This is a genomic window from Rhodoferax sp. BLA1 (assembly GCF_013416775.1).
Classification (GTDB): domain Bacteria; phylum Pseudomonadota; class Gammaproteobacteria; order Burkholderiales; family Burkholderiaceae_C; genus Rhodoferax.
Genome location: NZ_SZVI01000001.1, coordinates 145854 through 162669, shown reverse-complemented (window position 1 = coordinate 162669; position 16816 = coordinate 145854). Strand labels below are relative to the sequence as shown.

Here is a 16816-nt window from a genome sequence, read left to right as displayed (position 1 = left end):
GATGACGCCGCGTTATGTGGGTGGATTTGTCCAAGCATCACCCGTGCCAGCAAGGTGCTTTGCTACACTCAAGCCATGTTCATCCACAAAATCATCCTCACAGGTTGCAGCGACCGGGGAGCCTGGCCCTGGCGTCCGTTGCACACGTCGTTGGCCCTGCGCTGACACCCTTGTCCTGTTTGTATGAACCGCAGCCCCGTGCTGCAGCCGGATGGTTTTGAGGCCTTCTCCCTTGTATGAGGATGGCTCAGGCCAACGGCACTTGATGGAAAGAACCTCTTCCGTGATTTCTCAATCCGAATTTGATGAACTGGCAAGCCAGGGCTTCAACCGCATCCCGGTGAGTGCCAAGGCTTTTGCCGATCTGGAAACCCCGCTCTCGCTCTACCTCAAGCTCACCCGCAGCGCTGCTTTCAGCTTTTTGCTGGAGTCGGTGGTGGGGGGCGAACGCTTTGGTCGCTACAGCTTTATTGGCCTGCCCGCACGCACCCTGTTGCGTGCCAGCGGTTTTGGTGAACAAGCGCGTACCGAGGTGGTGACCGATGGTGTGGTGGTGGAAACCAGCCAAGCCAACCCGCTGGACTTTATTGCCGACTACCAGAAGCGCTTCAAGGTCGCGCTGCAGCCCGGCATGCCGCGTTTTTGTGGTGGCTTGGCGGGGTATTTTGGCTACGACGCGGTGCGTTACATCGAGAAAAAACTGCAAGCCACCTGTCCGCCCGATGAGCTGGGCACGCCCGACATTTTGCTGCTGCAGTGTGAGGAGCTGGCGGTGATCGACAACCTGTCTGGCACCTTGCATTTGATGGTGTATGCCGACCCGACCCAGGCGGGTGCTTATGAGAAAGCTACAAAAAGGTTAGCGGAATTAAAAACCCTGCTGCGTGGCAGTGTCCAGGCGCCCGAGATCCGGCCCAGCGCAGGTCAGACCGCGCAGCGCGACTTTGCCAAGGTCGACTACATCGCTGCCGTGGAGCGCGCCAAGGAGCTGATTGCCGGTGGCGACTTCATGCAGGTGCAGGTCGGCCAGCGCATCAAGAAACGCTACACACAAAGCCCTTTGAGTCTGTACCGCGCGCTGCGTTCGCTCAACCCCAGCCCCTATATGTATTACTACAACTTCAGCGGGGCAGTGCAGGGTGGTGCGGACTTCCATGTGGTCGGTGCCAGCCCGGAGATTCTGGTGCGCCAGGAGCAGGTCACGGAGGCAGGCCAAGCCGCTCAGAAAATCACGATCCGCCCGCTGGCCGGCACGCGCCCGCGCGGCGCCACCTCCGAGCTGGACAAGGCCGCCGAGGTGGAGCTGATCAACGACCCCAAGGAACGCGCTGAACACGTCATGCTCATCGACCTGGCGCGCAACGACATTGGCCGCATCGCCCAAATCGGCAGCGTCAAGGTCACCGACGCGTTTTGTGTGGAGCGTTACAGCCATGTGATGCACATCGTGAGCAACGTCGAAGGTACGCTGCTGGACGGCATGAGCAGCATGGACGTGCTCAAAGCCACCTTCCCGGCGGGCACGCTCACCGGTGCGCCCAAGGTGCATGCGATGGAGTTGATCGACCAGCTGGAGCCGACCAAACGCGGCATCTACGGTGGCGCCTGTGGTTACCTGAGTTACGCGGGCGACATGGACGTGGCGATTGCGATTCGCACCGGCATCATCAAGGACCAGATGCTTTATGTGCAGGCGGCAGCCGGTGTGGTCGCCGACTCGGTGCCTGAGCTCGAATGGAAAGAAACCGAAGCCAAGGCGCGCGCCTTGTTACGGGCGGCAGAACTGGTTGAAGAAGGTCTGGAGTAAATCATGAGCAAACCTATCCAACTCCTGATGATCGACAACTACGACAGCTTCACCTACAACATCGTCCAGTACCTGGGCGAGCTGGGGGCGCAGGTCACTGTGGCGCGCAACGACGAAATCACGATTGACGAGATCGACGCGATGCTGGCAGCGGGCCAACTGGACCGCTTGGTGATCTCGCCCGGCCCATGTTCACCAGCTGAGGCCGGCATCTCGGTCGCGGCGATCCAGCACTTTGCTGGCAAGCTGCCGATTCTGGGCGTCTGCCTGGGCCACCAGGCGATTGGTGCGGCTTTTGGCGGCACCATCATCCGGGCGCAGCAGCTCATGCACGGCAAAACCAGTGTTTTGACCACCACGCAGGAAGGTGTGTTTGCGGGCCTGCCCGCGCAGTTCACCGTGAATCGTTACCACTCGCTGGCGATCAAGCGCGACAACTGCCCGGCTTGTTTGAAGGTGACCGCCTGGACCGATGACGGTGAAATCATGGGTGTGAAACACACCACGCTGGACATCGAAGGTGTGCAGTTCCACCCCGAGAGCATCCTGACCGAACACGGCCACGCGATGCTGAAGAACTTCCTGGCCCCGCGTCCCGCCGATAACCAGCGCGCTTGATGCGCGAGCTGCTTCAGTAACCATAGCTTCTAGCCCTTGTTAAATAAGGGCTAGAAGCCAAAATCTCATAAATATGCTGAAAACTGTTGATCTGCGCAGTGACACCGTCACCCAGCCCACTCCCGCCATGCGTGCCGCCATGGCTGCGGCACCCGTGGGTGACGATGTGTTTGGCGATGACCCCAGCGTGAATGCTTTGCAGGACAAGCTGGCCAACATGCTGGGTTTTGAGGCCGCATTATTTGTGCCTACTGGCACACAAAGCAATCTGTGTGGCCTGATGGCGCACTGCCAGCGCGGAGACGAATACATCGTGGGCCAGATGGCGCACACCTACCGCTGGGAGGGTGGTGGCGCGGCGGTGCTGGGCAGCATCCAGCCCCAGCCGCTCGAACATCAAGCTGACGGGACGCTGGCGCTGGCCGACATCGACGCGGCCATCAAACCCGACGACGCCCACTTTGCCAAGACCCGGCTGCTCACGCTGGAGAACACCTTTGGCGGCAAGCTGCTGCCCTTGGACTATGTGCAAGCGGCAACCGATTTGGCCAAAAGCCACGGTCTGGCGCGGCACCTGGACGGCGCGCGACTGTTCAACGCGGCGGTGGCGCAGGCCACGCAGTTGGCTGGCATGAATGTGTCAAATCAGCCTCAAGCCCTCGTGAATATTGGACCAGTAGCTATCACTTATGACGCCATCGTTAACGAGGCACGCCGCATCGCCCAGTGTTTTGACAGTGTGTCGGTGTGTCTGAGCAAAGGCCTGGGTGCACCGGTGGGCTCGGTCCTCTGCGGCAGCGCTGACTTCATCACCCGCGCCCATCGCATCCGCAAGATGGTCGGTGGCGGCATGCGCCAGGCTGGCATTCTGGCCGCAGCGGGTAGTCACGCGCTGGACCACCACGTGGCACGGCTGGCCGACGACCATGCGCTGGCGCGCCGTCTGGCCGACGGCCTGCAGGGCCTGCCTGGGGTGGTGGTGGAGCCGCCGCAGACCAACATCGTGTTTGTGGACTTGGTGGATAGCGCCAAGGCGCGCGGGGTCGGGCTGATACCGCATCTCACCTCGCACGGGGTGCTGGCCACCGGCTTGTACCGGTTGCGTTTTGTCACCCATCTGGATGTGGATGCCGCGGGCATCGACCACGCGGTGTCGGTGATACGTGCCTATTTTGAACACCACTGAGCACGCGCCATGCCCGATACCCACCAACTTCTGCTGTTCATCGCCGCCGGTTGGTTGCTGAACCTGACGCCCGGCCCCGATGTCCTGTACATCGTGACCCATGCCCTGCGCAGTGGTGCGCGCGCTGGCATCGTGGCCGGGCTGGGCATCACCACCGGCTGTTTTGTGCATATCTTTGCCGCAGCGCTGGGGGTGGGCGCCTTGCTGGCGGCCTCGGCCACCGCGTTTAACCTGCTCAAGTGGGCGGGTGCGGCCTACCTGTTGTATGTCGGCATCCGGCTGCTGTTCTCCCGTGCTCAGGGTAACGTGTTGCCCAGTGCCAGCATCAATGCCGGTGCCCCGCTGCCCGCCGATCTGTGGCGCGTCTACAGCGGCGGTTTCTGGACCAATGTGCTCAACCCCAAGGTGGCGATCTTTTTTCTGGCCTTTGTGCCGCAGTTCATCACCCCCGGCACAACCCACACCACCTGGGTGTTTCTGGCACTGGGTGTGCTGTTCAATGTGAATGCCATTCCGGTCAACACCGGCTGGGCACTGGCCGCGGCCTGGATGGCGCGCCGGGCCAGCCTGGTGCAGCGTGGCATGCACTGGCTGGACCGGGTCGCTGGCGCCCTGTTCATCACCTTCGGCCTCAAACTGGCCCTGACCGACAATCCCGTCTCGTAGATTTTTGTATCGACCGCACCAGGAGCGCGTATGACACACACCATCAAAATCACCCCGCAGGAAGCGCTGTTGCGCACCATCGAGCACCGTGAGATTTTTCACGACGAGATGCTCTACATCATGCGCCAGATCATGGCCGGTGAATGGTCGCCGGTGATGCTGGCGGCCTTCATCACCGGCTTGCGTGTCAAGAAAGAAACCATCGGCGAGATCACCGCCGCCGCGCAAGTGATGCGCGAGTTCGCCACCAAGGTCGATGTCGCCGACAAAACCCATCTGGTGGACATCGTGGGCACCGGCGGCGACAGCTCCCACACCTTCAACATCTCGACCTGTGCCATGTTTGTGGCCGCAGCCGCAGGTGCCAAGGTCAGCAAACACGGCGGGCGCAGTGTCAGCAGCAAGAGTGGCAGCGCCGATGTGATGGAGTCGCTCGGTGTCAACATCAACCTCAAGCCCGAAGCGATTGCCCAGTGCATCGCGCAGGTGGGGGTGGGCTTCATGTTTGCGCCAAACCACCACCCGGCCATGAAAAACGTGGCGCCGGTGCGCCGTGAAATGGGTGTCAAGACGATTTTTAACCTGCTCGGGCCACTGACCAACCCGGCGGGTGCACCCAATATCTTGATGGGCGTGTTTCACCCCGATCTGGTCGGTATCCAGGTGCGTGCGCTGGAGCGCCTGGGCACCGAACACGCGGTGGTGGTGTACGGCAAGGATGGCCTGGACGAGGTCAGTCTGGGCGCCGCCACCCTGGTGGGGGAACTCAAAGACGGCAAGGTCACCGAGTATGAAATCCACCCCGAAGACTTTAGCCTGACCATGGCCAGCACCCGCGCCTTCAAGGTCGAGACACCAGAGCAGTCGCGTGCCATGTTGTTGGGTGTGCTGGACAATGTGGACGGCCCGGCCAAGGAGATTGTGATCTTCAACGCCGGTGTTGCGCTGTATGCGGCAAATGTTGTGGATTCGATGGCAGCCGGTATCCAGAAAGCACGGGTTGCTCTTGAATCAGGCGCTGCCAAAGCCAAGCTTGATCAACTGGTGACGGTAGCCCACAGCTTGAGCGCTGCCGGATGATGCAGCTGCTCCATACCGACGGCGCCTGGATTGCTATCGGCATTTCGGTCTTTTTCATCGTGGTCGGGGTGCTGATGAAACGTGTGTTTGTCAACATCCTGAAACAAGGCGCCACCCCTGCCGACTCTTTTTCTGCCACCCCTGAGGCATCTAAACATGACTGATATCCTGAACAACATTGTGGCGGTGAAACACGAAGAAGTGGCCGCCGCCAAAAATCGCAAACCACTCGATGTGGTGCGCGCCGATGCTGAGAGCCGGGTGCTGACCCGCGACTTTGTGGGTGCCCTGCGTACCAAGATCGCCGCAGGCCAGCCGGCGGTGATTGCCGAAATCAAAAAAGCCAGTCCGTCCAAAGGCGTTATCCGTGCCGACTTCATCCCGGCCGACATCGCCCAGAGTTATGCCGAATTTGGCGCTGCTTGTTTGTCGGTGCTGACCGACCAGCAGTTTTTCCAGGGCAGCGTCGACTACCTGAAACAGGCCCGCGCCTCCTGCCAGCTGCCGGTGTTGCGCAAAGACTTTATGGTGGACGCCTACCAAATTTATGAGTCACGAGCCATGGGGGCCGATGCGGTGCTGCTGATCGCTGCCTGCCTGGATGACGCGCAGATGAAGGAGTTTGAGGCTATCGCCCGCAGCCTGGACATGGCGGTGCTGGTGGAGGTGCATGACGCAGACGAGTTGCAGCGCGCGCTCAAGCTCAAAACGCCACTGATTGGTATCAACAACCGCAACCTGAAAACCTTTGAGGTGTCACTCGACACCACGCTGACCCTGATGAAAGACATCCCCCCAGACCGTTTGCTGGTGTGTGAAAGCGGCATCCACACCCGCGACGATGTGTTGCGCATGGCGGCGGCGGGTGTCAACGCCTTTTTGGTCGGTGAAGCCTTTATGCGTGTGCCCGAGCCGGGTGAGGCACTGGCGGCGTTGTTTGGTTGATCTGAGCCCAGGGAGTCTCACGCGCCATGGTTGAAACGACGCAACTGACATCATCTGATCCAGAAAATTGGCCTGTAGCCCCCGGTTGGCAAGGGCTGGTAGCTCACTTTTTTGAATCTGACAAGGGCGCGACCTTGCTCGCGTTTCTGCGCCAGCGCCTGGACAGCGGGGCGGTCGTTTTTCCCCCCGCGCCGCTACGCGCGCTGGAGCTGACCCCGCCCGACGCGGTGCGAGTGGTCATCCTGGGCCAGGACCCGTACCATGGCCGGGGCCAGGCCGAAGGGCTGGCGTTTTCGGTCGCGCCCGGTGTGGCGCTGCCGCCTTCCTTGCGCAACATCTTCAAAGAGTTACAGCGTGATCTGGGTGAACCTCCGCCAGTGTTTCCCAGCCCAGGTGGCAGTCTGGTGCGCTGGGCGCGCCATGGTGTGTTGTTGCTCAACACCTGTCTGACGGTGGAGGAGGGGCAGCCCGTCAGCCATTCGGGCAAAGGCTGGGAGGTGTTGACCGACAGCATCATTCAGGCTGTCTCGCGCAACACCTCTCCGGTTGTTTTTATGTTGTGGGGTAGTCACGCGCAAAGCAAGCGGGCATTGATTGATGCCAAGCGCCATCTGGTGTTGTGCGCCAACCATCCCTCGCCGTTGTCGGCCTTGCGCCCGCCGGTGCCGTTTATCGGGTGTGGACACTTTTCCCAAGCCAAAGCCTGGCGAGAGAAGTATCACGGCACGCAACAAACCTAGATGGACTCATCATGCAGACACCAATTTTTTTGAGCAGTTTTGTAAAAACATGGAGAGCAGTGTGAAAAAGCAAAACTACATGGCATAATCTTGTGCTCACCCTGGAGAGGTGGCCGAGTGGTTAATGGCAGCAGACTGTAAATCTGCCCTCTTACGAGTACGATGGTTCGAATCCATCCCTCTCCACCAGTGATAAATTGATTGTTGTGTAGCTGATTGGGGCGCGTGCTCAAGGCAGGGGGTTCTACAGAAGTTGTTTGTAGAGCTGATTTGTGCGGGGTTCGTATAGTGGTAATACCTTAGCCTTCCAAGCTAAAGCGAGGAGTTCGATTCTCCTACCCCGCTCCACAGTTTGATCGATTTGACAAGATTTCGCCCATTTGGCTCAGTGGCAGAGCACTCCCTTGGTAAGGGAGAGGTCCCGGGTCCGATTCCCGGAATGGGCACCAGATTTATTAGTTCGACGGTTTTTTACTTTTCGGAGTCACAAAATGGCAAAAGAAAAATTCACACGTACCAAGCCCCACGTCAACGTGGGCACCATTGGTCACGTTGACCACGGCAAAACCACCTTGACTGCAGCCATCACCACCGTGCTGGCAGCTAAATTTGGCGGTCAAGCCAAAGCCTACGATCAAATCGACGCAGCGCCCGAAGAAAAGGCTCGTGGTATCACCATCAACACCGCCCACGTTGAATACGAAACCGCTGCACGTCACTACGCCCACGTTGACTGCCCTGGACACGCCGACTATGTGAAAAACATGATCACCGGCGCTGCTCAAATGGACGGCGCTATCCTGGTTTGTTCTGCTGCTGACGGCCCCATGCCTCAGACCCGTGAGCACATCCTGTTGGCTCGCCAGGTCGGTGTGCCTTACATCATCGTCTACTTGAACAAGTGCGACATGGTGGATGACGCTGAACTGCTTGAACTTGTTGAAATGGAAGTGCGTGAACTCCTGGACAAGTATGACTTCCCAGGTGACGACACCCCCATCATCCATGGCTCAGCCAAGCTCGCCATGGAAGGCGACAAAGGTGAATTGGGTGAAGGTTCCATCTTCAAACTCGCTGACGCATTGGACAGCTACATCCCCACGCCAGAGCGCGCTGTGGATGGTGCCTTCCTGATGCCAGTGGAAGACGTGTTCTCCATCTCGGGTCGTGGTACTGTGGTGACTGGTCGTATCGAGCGCGGCATCGTCAAAGTCGGCGAAGAAATCGAAATCGTCGGCATCCATGACACCCAAAAGACCACCTGCACCGGTGTTGAAATGTTCCGCAAACTGCTCGACCAAGGTCAAGCGGGCGACAACGTTGGCATCTTGTTGCGCGGCACCAAGCGTGAAGACGTCCAGCGCGGCCAAGTGCTGTGCAAACCGGGTTCGATCAAGCCGCACACCCACTTCACTGGTGAAGTCTATGTGCTGTCCAAAGACGAAGGTGGTCGTCACACCCCGTTTTTCAGCAACTACCGTCCTCAGTTCTACTTCCGTACGACCGACGTGACCGGTGCCATTGAATTGCCAGAAGGCAAAGAAATGGTGATGCCTGGTGACAACGTGTCGATCACTGTGAAGCTGATTGCACCCATCGCCATGGAAGAAGGTCTGCGCTTTGCTATCCGTGAAGGTGGTAAGACCGTTGGTGCCGGTGTGGTTGCCAAGATTCTTGCTTAATTGTCAGTAGGGGTATAGCTCAATTGGCAGAGCGTCGGTCTCCAAAACCGAAGGTTGTAGGTTCGATTCCTACTGCCCCTGCCACCTGAATTGGCCAAGAGGTGGCTAAAAAGCCCGCTGTGAAAACGGCGGGCTTGTGCGTCTGGGAAGCGCCAAAAATACGGCTAACTAACATGCTCGACATCAACTGACAATGGCTACTCCTCAAGTTCAAACCGTCAACACCACTGCAGACAAAGCCAAATTGGCGGCGGCTGTTGTTTTGGTGATTTTGTCGCTGGTTGCTTACTACGTTTTGGCCAAACAGGGTCCGCTGTACCAGTGGTTGGGTCTCTTGGTGGGTCTGGCGGTGGCGACCGTCGTCTTCTTGGCATCGGAATCTGGCAAGGCGCTGACTGCTTTTGGTCAAGATTCGGTGCGTGAAATCAAGAAGGTTGTCTGGCCAACACGGCGCGAGGCTATTCAAATGACCTTGTATGTGTTTGGGTTTGTTTTTGTCATGGCTTTGTTTTTGTGGCTGACAGACAAAACGCTTGAATGGGTGTTTTACGACCTGATCCTTGGATGGAAAAAATAATGAACGATGTTGTAGCAGAACCTGTTCCGGGTTTGCCCACTGCGGCACAAACCCTGGCTACCGCACCTACCAATCCAGATTTGCGTTGGTATGTTGTTCATGCGTATTCCGGCATGGAAAAAGCGGTTGAGCGCAATATTCTTGAGCGCATCAACCGTGCAGGTATGCAAGCCAAATTTGGACGCATTCTGGTTCCCATGGAAGAAGTGGTTGAAATCAAGAATGGTCAGAAAAAAACCACCGAGCGCAAATTTTTTCCAGGCTATGTTCTGGTGGAAATGGTCATGGACGATGACACATGGCACTTGGTAAAGCACACCAATAAGGTCACTGGTTTTGTGGGTGGTGGTAAGACTCGTCCTTCTCCAATTTCTGAAGCTGAGGTCTTGAAGATCGTTAGCCAGATGCAGGAGGGTACAGAAAAGCCCCGTCACAAAATTGAATTTGTGGTGGGTGAATTTGTGCGTGTCAAAGAAGGTCCTTTTGCTGACTTTAATGGGTCGGTGGAAGAAGTTAATTACGACAAGAGCAAAGTTCGTGTTGCTGTGACTATTTTTGGTCGCTCCACACCTGTTGAGTTGGAGTTTTCGCAAGTCGAAAAAACCTGAGTTGAATTATTGCTTGGTGGATGGGGGTTCCCTTTGTCCGCTTTGCTAGAGGCGTTCGCACTTTCCGACTCGGTGTGAATGCTGATAAGTGGAGTCGTTAATACCGGGGAGCCAGTGTTTGTTGAAAACAAGCCTCGGCGTTAGTACCCGTCAGGAGTAAACCATGGCGAAAAAAATCGTCGGTTTTGTCAAACTGCAAGTACCAGCAGGCAAAGCCAATCCATCCCCCCCCATTGGTCCAGCGTTGGGTCAGCGTGGTTTGAACATCATGGAGTTTTGCAAGGCATTTAATGCGCAAACCCAAGGTGTTGAGCCAGGTCTGCCTTTGCCTGTGGTGATCACGGCTTTTGCTGACAAGAGTTTCACTTTTGTCATCAAGTCGCCCCCGTCATCCATTTTGATCAAAAAGGCTGTCAAGATTGACAAGGGTTCAGCCAACGCGCTCAAGACCAAGGTCGGCAAGATCACACGCGCTCAGCTCGAAGAAATCGCCAAGACCAAGATGAAGGACCTGACTGCTGCTGACATGGATGCCGCGGTTCGGACGATTGCTGGCTCAGCTCGCTCGATGGGCGTGAATGTGGAGGGTGTCTAAATGTCACGCTTGACTAAAAAACAAAAGGCCTTCCAAGGTAAGGTCGACAGCAGCAAGCTGTACGCCCTGGGTGACGCGCTTGGTTTGGTGAAAGAATGCGCCAATGCCAAGTTCGACGAGTCGATTGACGTGGCGGTTCAACTTGGCATTGACGCCAAGAAGTCTGACCAAGTGGTGCGTGGCGCTGTGGTGCTCCCCAATGGCACAGGCAAAACCAAACGTGTGGCTGTGTTCGCCCAAGGTGCTAAGGCTGAAGAAGCCAAAGCTGCTGGTGCCGACATCGTGGGTATGGATGATCTGGCTGCCATGGTCAAGGCCGGTGACATGCCTTTTGATGTTGTGATTGCCGCACCTGACGCCATGCGTATCGTTGGTACTCTGGGTCAAATCCTGGGCCCACGTGGTTTGATGCCTAACCCCAAGGTCGGCACAGTGACGCCTGATGTGGCAACCGCGGTTCGCAACGCCAAGGCCGGTCAAGTGCAGTTCCGTGTGGACAAAGCCGGTATTGTGCATTCCACCATTGGCCGTCGTTCTTTTGACAACGACAAGCTGCAAGGCAACTTGGCGGCATTGGTTGATGCGTTGGCTAAAGCCAAGCCTGCAACAAGCAAGGGTTTGTATTTGCGCAAAGTTGCCGTGTCCAGCACGATGGGTGTCGGTGTCCGCGTTGATTTGCAAACCATCGCCGCTTGATGTGAAAAATTGGGCGTCCTGAAAAGGGTGCCTGGTGTGGTGGGTTGCTGATGTCGCAAGATGTCAGCAGGCCATCCAAGACCGTTGGTGTGCATGATTTGCTTTGCAATGTTTGCACTTAATGAATCACTCGCCAACGCAGATGGCGACCCCGCTGCTAAAGAATCGTTGGGTTTCTTAACAGTTGGTCGCTGAAATATGGCGTGTTGGGTGGCATGGATTTGATCTTTGCCCGAAGGCACATTTTGAAGGAGTAGACCTTGAGTTTAAATCGCAGTGAGAAAGAAGCGGTCATCAGTGATGTGACTGGCCTCGCCGCTAAAGCTCAAACGCTCGTGATGGCGGAATACCGGGGTATCACGGTTGCCGACATGACCAAATTGCGCTCCACCGCGCGCAGCAATGGCGTTAGCCTCAGCGTGTTGAAAAACACCTTGGCTCGCCGTGCTGTTGCCGGCAGCAGCTTTGAAGTTGTGTCTGCCCAGATGACCGGGCCGCTGATCTATGGCTTTTCTGAAGATGCAGTCGCTGCCGCGAAAGTGGTGGCTGATTTCGCGAAAACCAATGCCAAGTTGGTGATTCGTGGTGGTGCATATGGCGGTAAAGCTCTGGACGTCGAGGGTGTGAAGCAGTTGGCCAGTATCCCTTCCAAGGAAGTGTTGTTGGCGCAGTTGTTGGGCTTGATGCAGTCGCCTATTTCGCGCACCGCGCGCGTGTTGGCGGCTCTGGCAGAGCAAAAAGGCGGCGGTGCAGAAGCACCCGCCGAAGCCGTGGCAGCCTGATCCGCTTGCGGCATTTAGTAATCAATATTGTTAGGAAATCAAAATGGCATTCGATAAAGACGCATTTTTGACCGCGCTCGACAGCATGACGGTCATGGAACTCAACGATCTGGTGAAAGCCATCGAAGAGAAATTTGGTGTGAGCGCAGCAGCCATGTCGGCTCCCGCTGCTGGCGGCGGTGCTGCTGCTGCAGTTGCCGAAGAAAAGACTGAGTTCAACGTTGTTCTGCTGGATGCAGGCGCCCAAAAGGTGTCGGTCATCAAGGCCGTGCGTGAAATCACCGGTCTGGGTCTCAAGGAAGCGAAAGACCTGGTTGACGGCGCTCCGAAGAACGTCAAGGAAGGCGTGGCCAAGGCTGACGCTGATGCCGCTCTGAAGAAATTGATTGAAGCTGGTGCCAAGGCTGAACTCAAATAATTGAGTTAGGTCAAAGGGCTGGAGTGCTGTCAAAGGCCTCCAGCCTTTGGTGTTTCTAAAGAACGCACCGTAAAGCCATTTTTTGCCCCATTGGCTAGCCTAAAAAAGCTAGTTCAAAACCTAGCAAACAATCGTTTTTCAGTGTCTTCTCATCCCGACAGAAGAAGATGCCTTGGTTCGGGTTGCACGCAAGGTGCAACTGTCCGCCATAGATTGGTAGCGGCCAATCGCCAAGAAAAAAGTCGTCCAGGACCCGCCAGGTTCCTCAGTTGCCCGGAGATTTCATGGCTTACTCATACACCGAACGCAAACGAATCCGTAAAAATTTTGGCAATCGCGACAGCGTGCTTGAAATTCCTTACCTGTTGCAGATGCAAAAGGACGCATATACCGCGTTTCTGCAATCTGATGTTGCTCCCAAGAAGCGTTCGACCGAAGGCCTGCAGGCTGCCTTCAGTGCAGCCTTCCCGATCGTCTCGCACAATGGTTTTGTCGAGATGAAGTACCTCGAATACAACCTGGCGAAACCAGCGTTTGATGTGCGCGAGTGCCAAACCCGTGGTTTGACCTACGCCTCGGCCGTTCGCGCCAAGGTGCAGTTGATCATTTATGACCGCGAGTCTTCCACGACGCAGAACAAGGTCGTTAAAGAGGTCAAGGAGCAAGAGGTGTACATGGGCGAGGTGCCCTTGATGACTGAAAAGGGCTCTTTCGTCATCAATGGAACCGAACGCGTCATCGTGTCGCAGTTGCACCGTTCTCCTGGCGTGTTTTTTGAGCATGACAAGGGTAAAACCCATAGCTCCGGCAAGTTGCTGTTCTCGGCACGCATCATTCCCTACCGCGGTTCCTGGCTGGACTTTGAGTTTGACCCGAAAGACATTCTGTACTTCCGGGTGGACCGCCGCCGCAAGATGCCGGTGACGATCCTGTTGAAAGCCATCGGCTTGAACCACGAATCCATCCTGGCCAACTTCTTCGTCAACGACAACTTCCGCTTGATGGACAGTGGTGCGCAGATGGAGTTCGTGGCCGAACGCCTGCGCGGTGAAGTTGCACGTTTTGACATCACCGACAAAAACGGCAAGGTAGTTGTCGCCAAGGACAAACGTATCACGGCGCGCCATACCCGCGAGATGGAGCAATCTGCTACCACCCACGTGTCGGTGCCTGAGGATTTCCTCATTGGCCGTGTTGTGGCCCGCAATGTGGTGGATGGCGACACCGGTGAAATTCTGGCCAAAGCCAATGAAGAATTGACCGAAGCCTTGCTCAAGAAACTGCGCACCTCGGGTGTGCAGGATCTGGCGTGTATCTACACCAATGAGTTGGATCAAGGCGCATATATCTCTCAGACCTTGCGCACCGACGAAACCGTTGACGAGTTCGCCGCCCGTGTGGCGATCTACCGCATGATGCGCCCTGGCGAGCCGCCAACAGAAGATGCTGTGCAAGCTTTGTTCCAGCGCTTGTTCTACAACCCCGACACCTATGACTTGTCGCGTGTTGGTCGGATGAAGTTCAATGCCAAAATGGGGCGTCCTGAGTCGACTGGCCCGATGGTGTTGACCAACGAAGATATTTTGGCTGTGGTCAAGATTCTGGTTGACTTGCGTAACGGCCATGGCGAAGTGGACGATATCGACCATTTGGGTAACCGCCGTGTGCGTTGTGTGGGCGAATTGGCCGAAAACCAATACCGCATGGGCCTGGCCCGTATTGAGAAGGCCGTGAAAGAACGTCTGGGTCAGGCGGAGCAAGAACCTCTGATGCCGCACGACCTGATCAACAGCAAGCCGATTTCAGCTGCTTTGAAAGAGTTCTTTGGTGCGTCGCAGTTGTCGCAATTCATGGACCAGACCAACCCGCTGTCGGAAATCACCCACAAGCGTCGTGTCTCTGCTCTTGGCCCAGGTGGTTTGACCCGCGAACGTGCAGGTTTTGAAGTGCGTGACGTGCACGTGACCCATTACGGCCGTGTGTGCCCGATTGAAACGCCCGAAGGTCCGAACATCGGTCTGATCAACTCCTTGGCTTTGTACGCCCGCTTGAACGAATATGGGTTCATCGAAACCCCGTATCGCCGCGTGGTGGATGGCAAGGTGACGATGGACATCGATTACCTGTCAGCCATCGAAGAAGGCAAATACGTGATCGCCCAGGCCAACGCCGCGCTGGACAAAGAAGGCCGCCTGTCGGGTGACCTGATTTCGGCACGGGAAGCCGGTGAATCTATTTTGGTGGGTGCCGAACGTGTGCAGTACATGGACGTGTCGCCCGCACAGATCGTGTCGGTGGCTGCTTCATTGGTGCCGTTCCTTGAGCACGATGATGCGAACCGCGCCTTGATGGGCGCCAACATGTCGCGTCAGGCCGTGCCGGTGCTGCGTCCGGAAAAACCCATGGTGGGTACCGGTATTGAACGCGTGGCCGCCATTGATTCGGGCACCGTCGTGACGGCAACCCGTGGTGGTGTGGTGGACTATGTCGACGCAACCCGCGTGGTGGTGCGTGTCAATGACGCCGAAGCACAAGCTGGCGAAGTCGGTGTCGACATCTACAACCTGATCAAGTACCAACGTTCCAACCAGAACACCAACATCCACCAACGTCCGATTGTGAAAAAGGGCGATCGGCTGGCCAAGGGTGACGTGATTGCGGATGGCGCCTCCACCGATCTGGGTGAGTTGGCCCTGGGCCAGAACATGCTGATTGGCTTCATGACCTGGAACGGCTACAACTTCGAAGATTCGATTTTGATCAGCGAACGAGTCGTGGCAGAAGACCGCTACACCTCGATCCACATCGAAGAGCTGGTTGTGATGGCGCGCGACACCAAGCTGGGTGCCGAAGAAATCACACGCGACATTCCGAACCTGAGTGAGCAACAGCTCAACCGTCTGGACGAATCCGGCATCATCTACGTGGGTGCCGAAGTGCAACCTGGCGATGTGCTGGTGGGCAAGGTCACACCCAAGGGTGAAACCACGCTGACGCCTGAAGAAAAACTGCTGCGCGCCATCTTCGGTGAAAAAGCCAGCGATGTGAAAGACACCTCGCTGCGTGTGGACCAAGGTTCACAAGGCACCGTGATCGATGTGCAAGTCTTCACCCGTGAAGGCATTGTGCGCGACCGTCGTGCCCAGCAGATCATCGACGACGAACTGAAACGCTTCCGCCTGGACTTGAACGATCAGTTGCGGATTGTGGAAAACGATGCGTTTGACCGAATTGAGAAGTTGTTGGTTGGCAGAGTCGCCAATGGCGGCCCACAAAAGCTGGCCAAAGGCACCAAGATCGACAAAGCGTACTTGGCTTCGGTGGACCGTTACCACTGGTTTGACATCCGTCCGGCTGAAGATGATGTGTCGGTGCAACTGGAGAGCATCAAGAACTCCAACGAACAAACCCGCCACAGTTTTGACCTGGCTTTTGAAGAAAAGCGCAAGAAACTCACCCAAGGTGACGATTTGCCCGCAGGTGTGTTGAAGATGGTCAAGGTGTATGTGGCGGTCAAGCGTCACCTGCAACCGGGTGACAAGATGGCCGGCCGTCACGGTAACAAGGGTGTGGTCTCGAAGATCGTCCCGGTGGAAGACATGCCGCACATGGCCGATGGCACCCCGTGTGACATCGTGCTGAACCCGTTGGGTGTGCCGTCACGGATGAACGTGGGTCAGGTGCTGGAAGTTCACTTGGGCTGGGCAGGCAAGGGCATTGGTCAGCGCATTGGTGACATGTTGCAAGCCGAGTCCCGTGTGGCCGAACTGCGCAAGTTCCTTGAAGAGATCTACAACACGACCGGCCGCAAGGAAGACCTGAGCCAACTCAACGACGACCAGTTGTTGGAGATGGCGCAGAACCTCACCACCGGTATGCCATTCGCGACACCCGTGTTTGACGGTGCGACGGAAGACGAAATCCGCGCCATGTTGAAACTGGCGTTCCCGGACGACATCGCCAAGCTCAAGGGCTTGACTGAAACCCGTACCCAGGCTTACCTGTACGACGGCCGCACCGGTGACCGCTTCGAGCGTCCGACCACGGTCGGTTACATGCATTACCTGAAGCTGCACCACTTGGTGGACGACAAGATGCACGCCCGTTCGACTGGTCCGTACAGCTTGGTCACACAACAACCTCTGGGTGGTAAAGCCCAGTTTGGTGGTCAGCGCTTCGGTGAAATGGAAGTGTGGGCACTGGAGGCTTATGGCGCGTCTTACACCTTGCAAGAAATGCTGACGGTCAAGTCAGATGACGTTCAGGGTCGTACCAAGGTCTACGAGAGCATCGTCAAGGGTGAACACTCGATCGAAGCGGGCATGCCCGAGTCGTTCAACGTGCTGGTCAAGGAAATCCGTTCCTTGGGCCTGGATATTGAGCTTGAACGCTCTTAATTGAATAGCGAAAAGTATT

General features: G+C 56.7%; 16 protein-coding genes and 4 tRNA genes. All 20 read left to right on the top strand.

What is annotated here, in order from left to right:
• Positions 1–265: 265 nt before the first annotated feature.
• Complete coding sequence (locus FDG13_RS00805) at positions 266–1807, top strand: anthranilate synthase component I family protein (protein ID WP_218942569.1); 1542 nt, start codon at positions 266–268, stop codon at positions 1805–1807.
• A 3-nt stretch (positions 1808–1810) separates the two neighbouring features.
• Entirely contained in the window at positions 1811–2425 is a 615-nt protein-coding gene (locus FDG13_RS00800) for an aminodeoxychorismate/anthranilate synthase component II (protein ID WP_255435011.1), read from the top strand.
• A gap of 73 nt (positions 2426–2498) precedes the next feature.
• Positions 2499–3611: a GntG family PLP-dependent aldolase gene (locus tag FDG13_RS00795; RefSeq protein ID WP_180124811.1), complete on the top strand. Its 1113-nt coding sequence runs from the start codon at positions 2499–2501 to the stop codon at positions 3609–3611.
• Between the two features lie 9 nt (positions 3612–3620).
• Positions 3621–4277: a LysE family translocator gene (locus FDG13_RS00790; RefSeq protein WP_180124809.1), complete on the top strand. Its 657-nt coding sequence runs from the start codon at positions 3621–3623 to the stop codon at positions 4275–4277.
• Between the two features lie 30 nt (positions 4278–4307).
• Positions 4308–5357 carry an anthranilate phosphoribosyltransferase gene (gene trpD, locus FDG13_RS00785; protein WP_180124806.1) on the top strand — a complete coding sequence of 350 codons (1050 nt, stop codon included), beginning with the start codon at positions 4308–4310 and terminating at the stop codon, positions 5355–5357.
• Positions 5357–5521, top strand: a complete 165-nt coding sequence (locus FDG13_RS00780; protein ID WP_180124673.1) for a hypothetical protein — start codon at positions 5357–5359, stop codon at positions 5519–5521. The genes trpD and FDG13_RS00780 overlap by 1 nt, the downstream gene beginning before the upstream one ends.
• Positions 5514–6302, top strand: coding sequence for an indole-3-glycerol phosphate synthase TrpC (gene trpC / locus FDG13_RS00775; RefSeq protein WP_180124805.1), 789 nt, complete (start codon positions 5514–5516; stop codon positions 6300–6302). Before FDG13_RS00780 ends, trpC begins: the two co-directional genes overlap by 8 nt.
• 26 nt (positions 6303–6328) lie before the next feature.
• Positions 6329–7042, top strand: coding sequence for a uracil-DNA glycosylase (locus FDG13_RS00770; RefSeq protein WP_180124804.1), 714 nt, complete (start codon positions 6329–6331; stop codon positions 7040–7042).
• 103 nt (positions 7043–7145) lie between these two features.
• Positions 7146–7231, top strand: a tRNA-Tyr gene (locus FDG13_RS00765).
• A gap of 85 nt (positions 7232–7316) precedes the next feature.
• Positions 7317–7390 (top strand) — tRNA-Gly (locus FDG13_RS00760).
• Positions 7391–7416: 26 nt separating this feature from the next.
• Positions 7417–7491: transfer RNA gene (locus tag FDG13_RS00755), tRNA-Thr, on the top strand.
• A gap of 42 nt (positions 7492–7533) precedes the next feature.
• The gene (gene tuf / locus FDG13_RS00750; RefSeq protein WP_180124803.1) at positions 7534–8724 is read left to right on the top strand and encodes an elongation factor Tu; all 1191 of its coding nucleotides are present in this window, start codon (positions 7534–7536) and stop codon (positions 8722–8724) included.
• Positions 8725–8732: 8 nt separating this feature from the next.
• Positions 8733–8808 (top strand) — tRNA-Trp (locus FDG13_RS00745).
• 109 nt (positions 8809–8917) lie between these two features.
• Positions 8918–9301, top strand: coding sequence for a preprotein translocase subunit SecE (secE, locus tag FDG13_RS00740; protein WP_180124802.1), 384 nt, complete (start codon positions 8918–8920; stop codon positions 9299–9301).
• Positions 9301–9909 (top strand): transcription termination/antitermination protein NusG, encoded by a 609-nt coding sequence (nusG, locus tag FDG13_RS00735; protein ID WP_180124801.1) that lies wholly within the window; start codon positions 9301–9303, stop codon positions 9907–9909. The genes secE and nusG overlap by 1 nt, the downstream gene beginning before the upstream one ends.
• A gap of 163 nt (positions 9910–10072) precedes the next feature.
• Positions 10073–10504, top strand: a complete 432-nt coding sequence (gene rplK, locus FDG13_RS00730) for a 50S ribosomal protein L11 (RefSeq protein WP_078365476.1) — start codon at positions 10073–10075, stop codon at positions 10502–10504.
• Entirely contained in the window at positions 10505–11200 is a 696-nt protein-coding gene (gene rplA, locus FDG13_RS00725) for a 50S ribosomal protein L1 (RefSeq protein WP_180124800.1), read from the top strand.
• Between the two features lie 260 nt (positions 11201–11460).
• Positions 11461–11982, top strand: a complete 522-nt coding sequence (gene rplJ / locus FDG13_RS00720; RefSeq protein ID WP_180124799.1) for a 50S ribosomal protein L10 — start codon at positions 11461–11463, stop codon at positions 11980–11982.
• A 43-nt stretch (positions 11983–12025) separates the two neighbouring features.
• Positions 12026–12400 carry a 50S ribosomal protein L7/L12 gene (rplL, locus tag FDG13_RS00715; protein ID WP_180124798.1) on the top strand — a complete coding sequence of 125 codons (375 nt, stop codon included), beginning with the start codon at positions 12026–12028 and terminating at the stop codon, positions 12398–12400.
• A gap of 284 nt (positions 12401–12684) precedes the next feature.
• Positions 12685–16797 carry a DNA-directed RNA polymerase subunit beta gene (rpoB, locus tag FDG13_RS00710; RefSeq protein WP_180124797.1) on the top strand — a complete coding sequence of 1371 codons (4113 nt, stop codon included), beginning with the start codon at positions 12685–12687 and terminating at the stop codon, positions 16795–16797.
• The last annotated feature ends 19 nt before the right edge of the window (positions 16798–16816 follow it).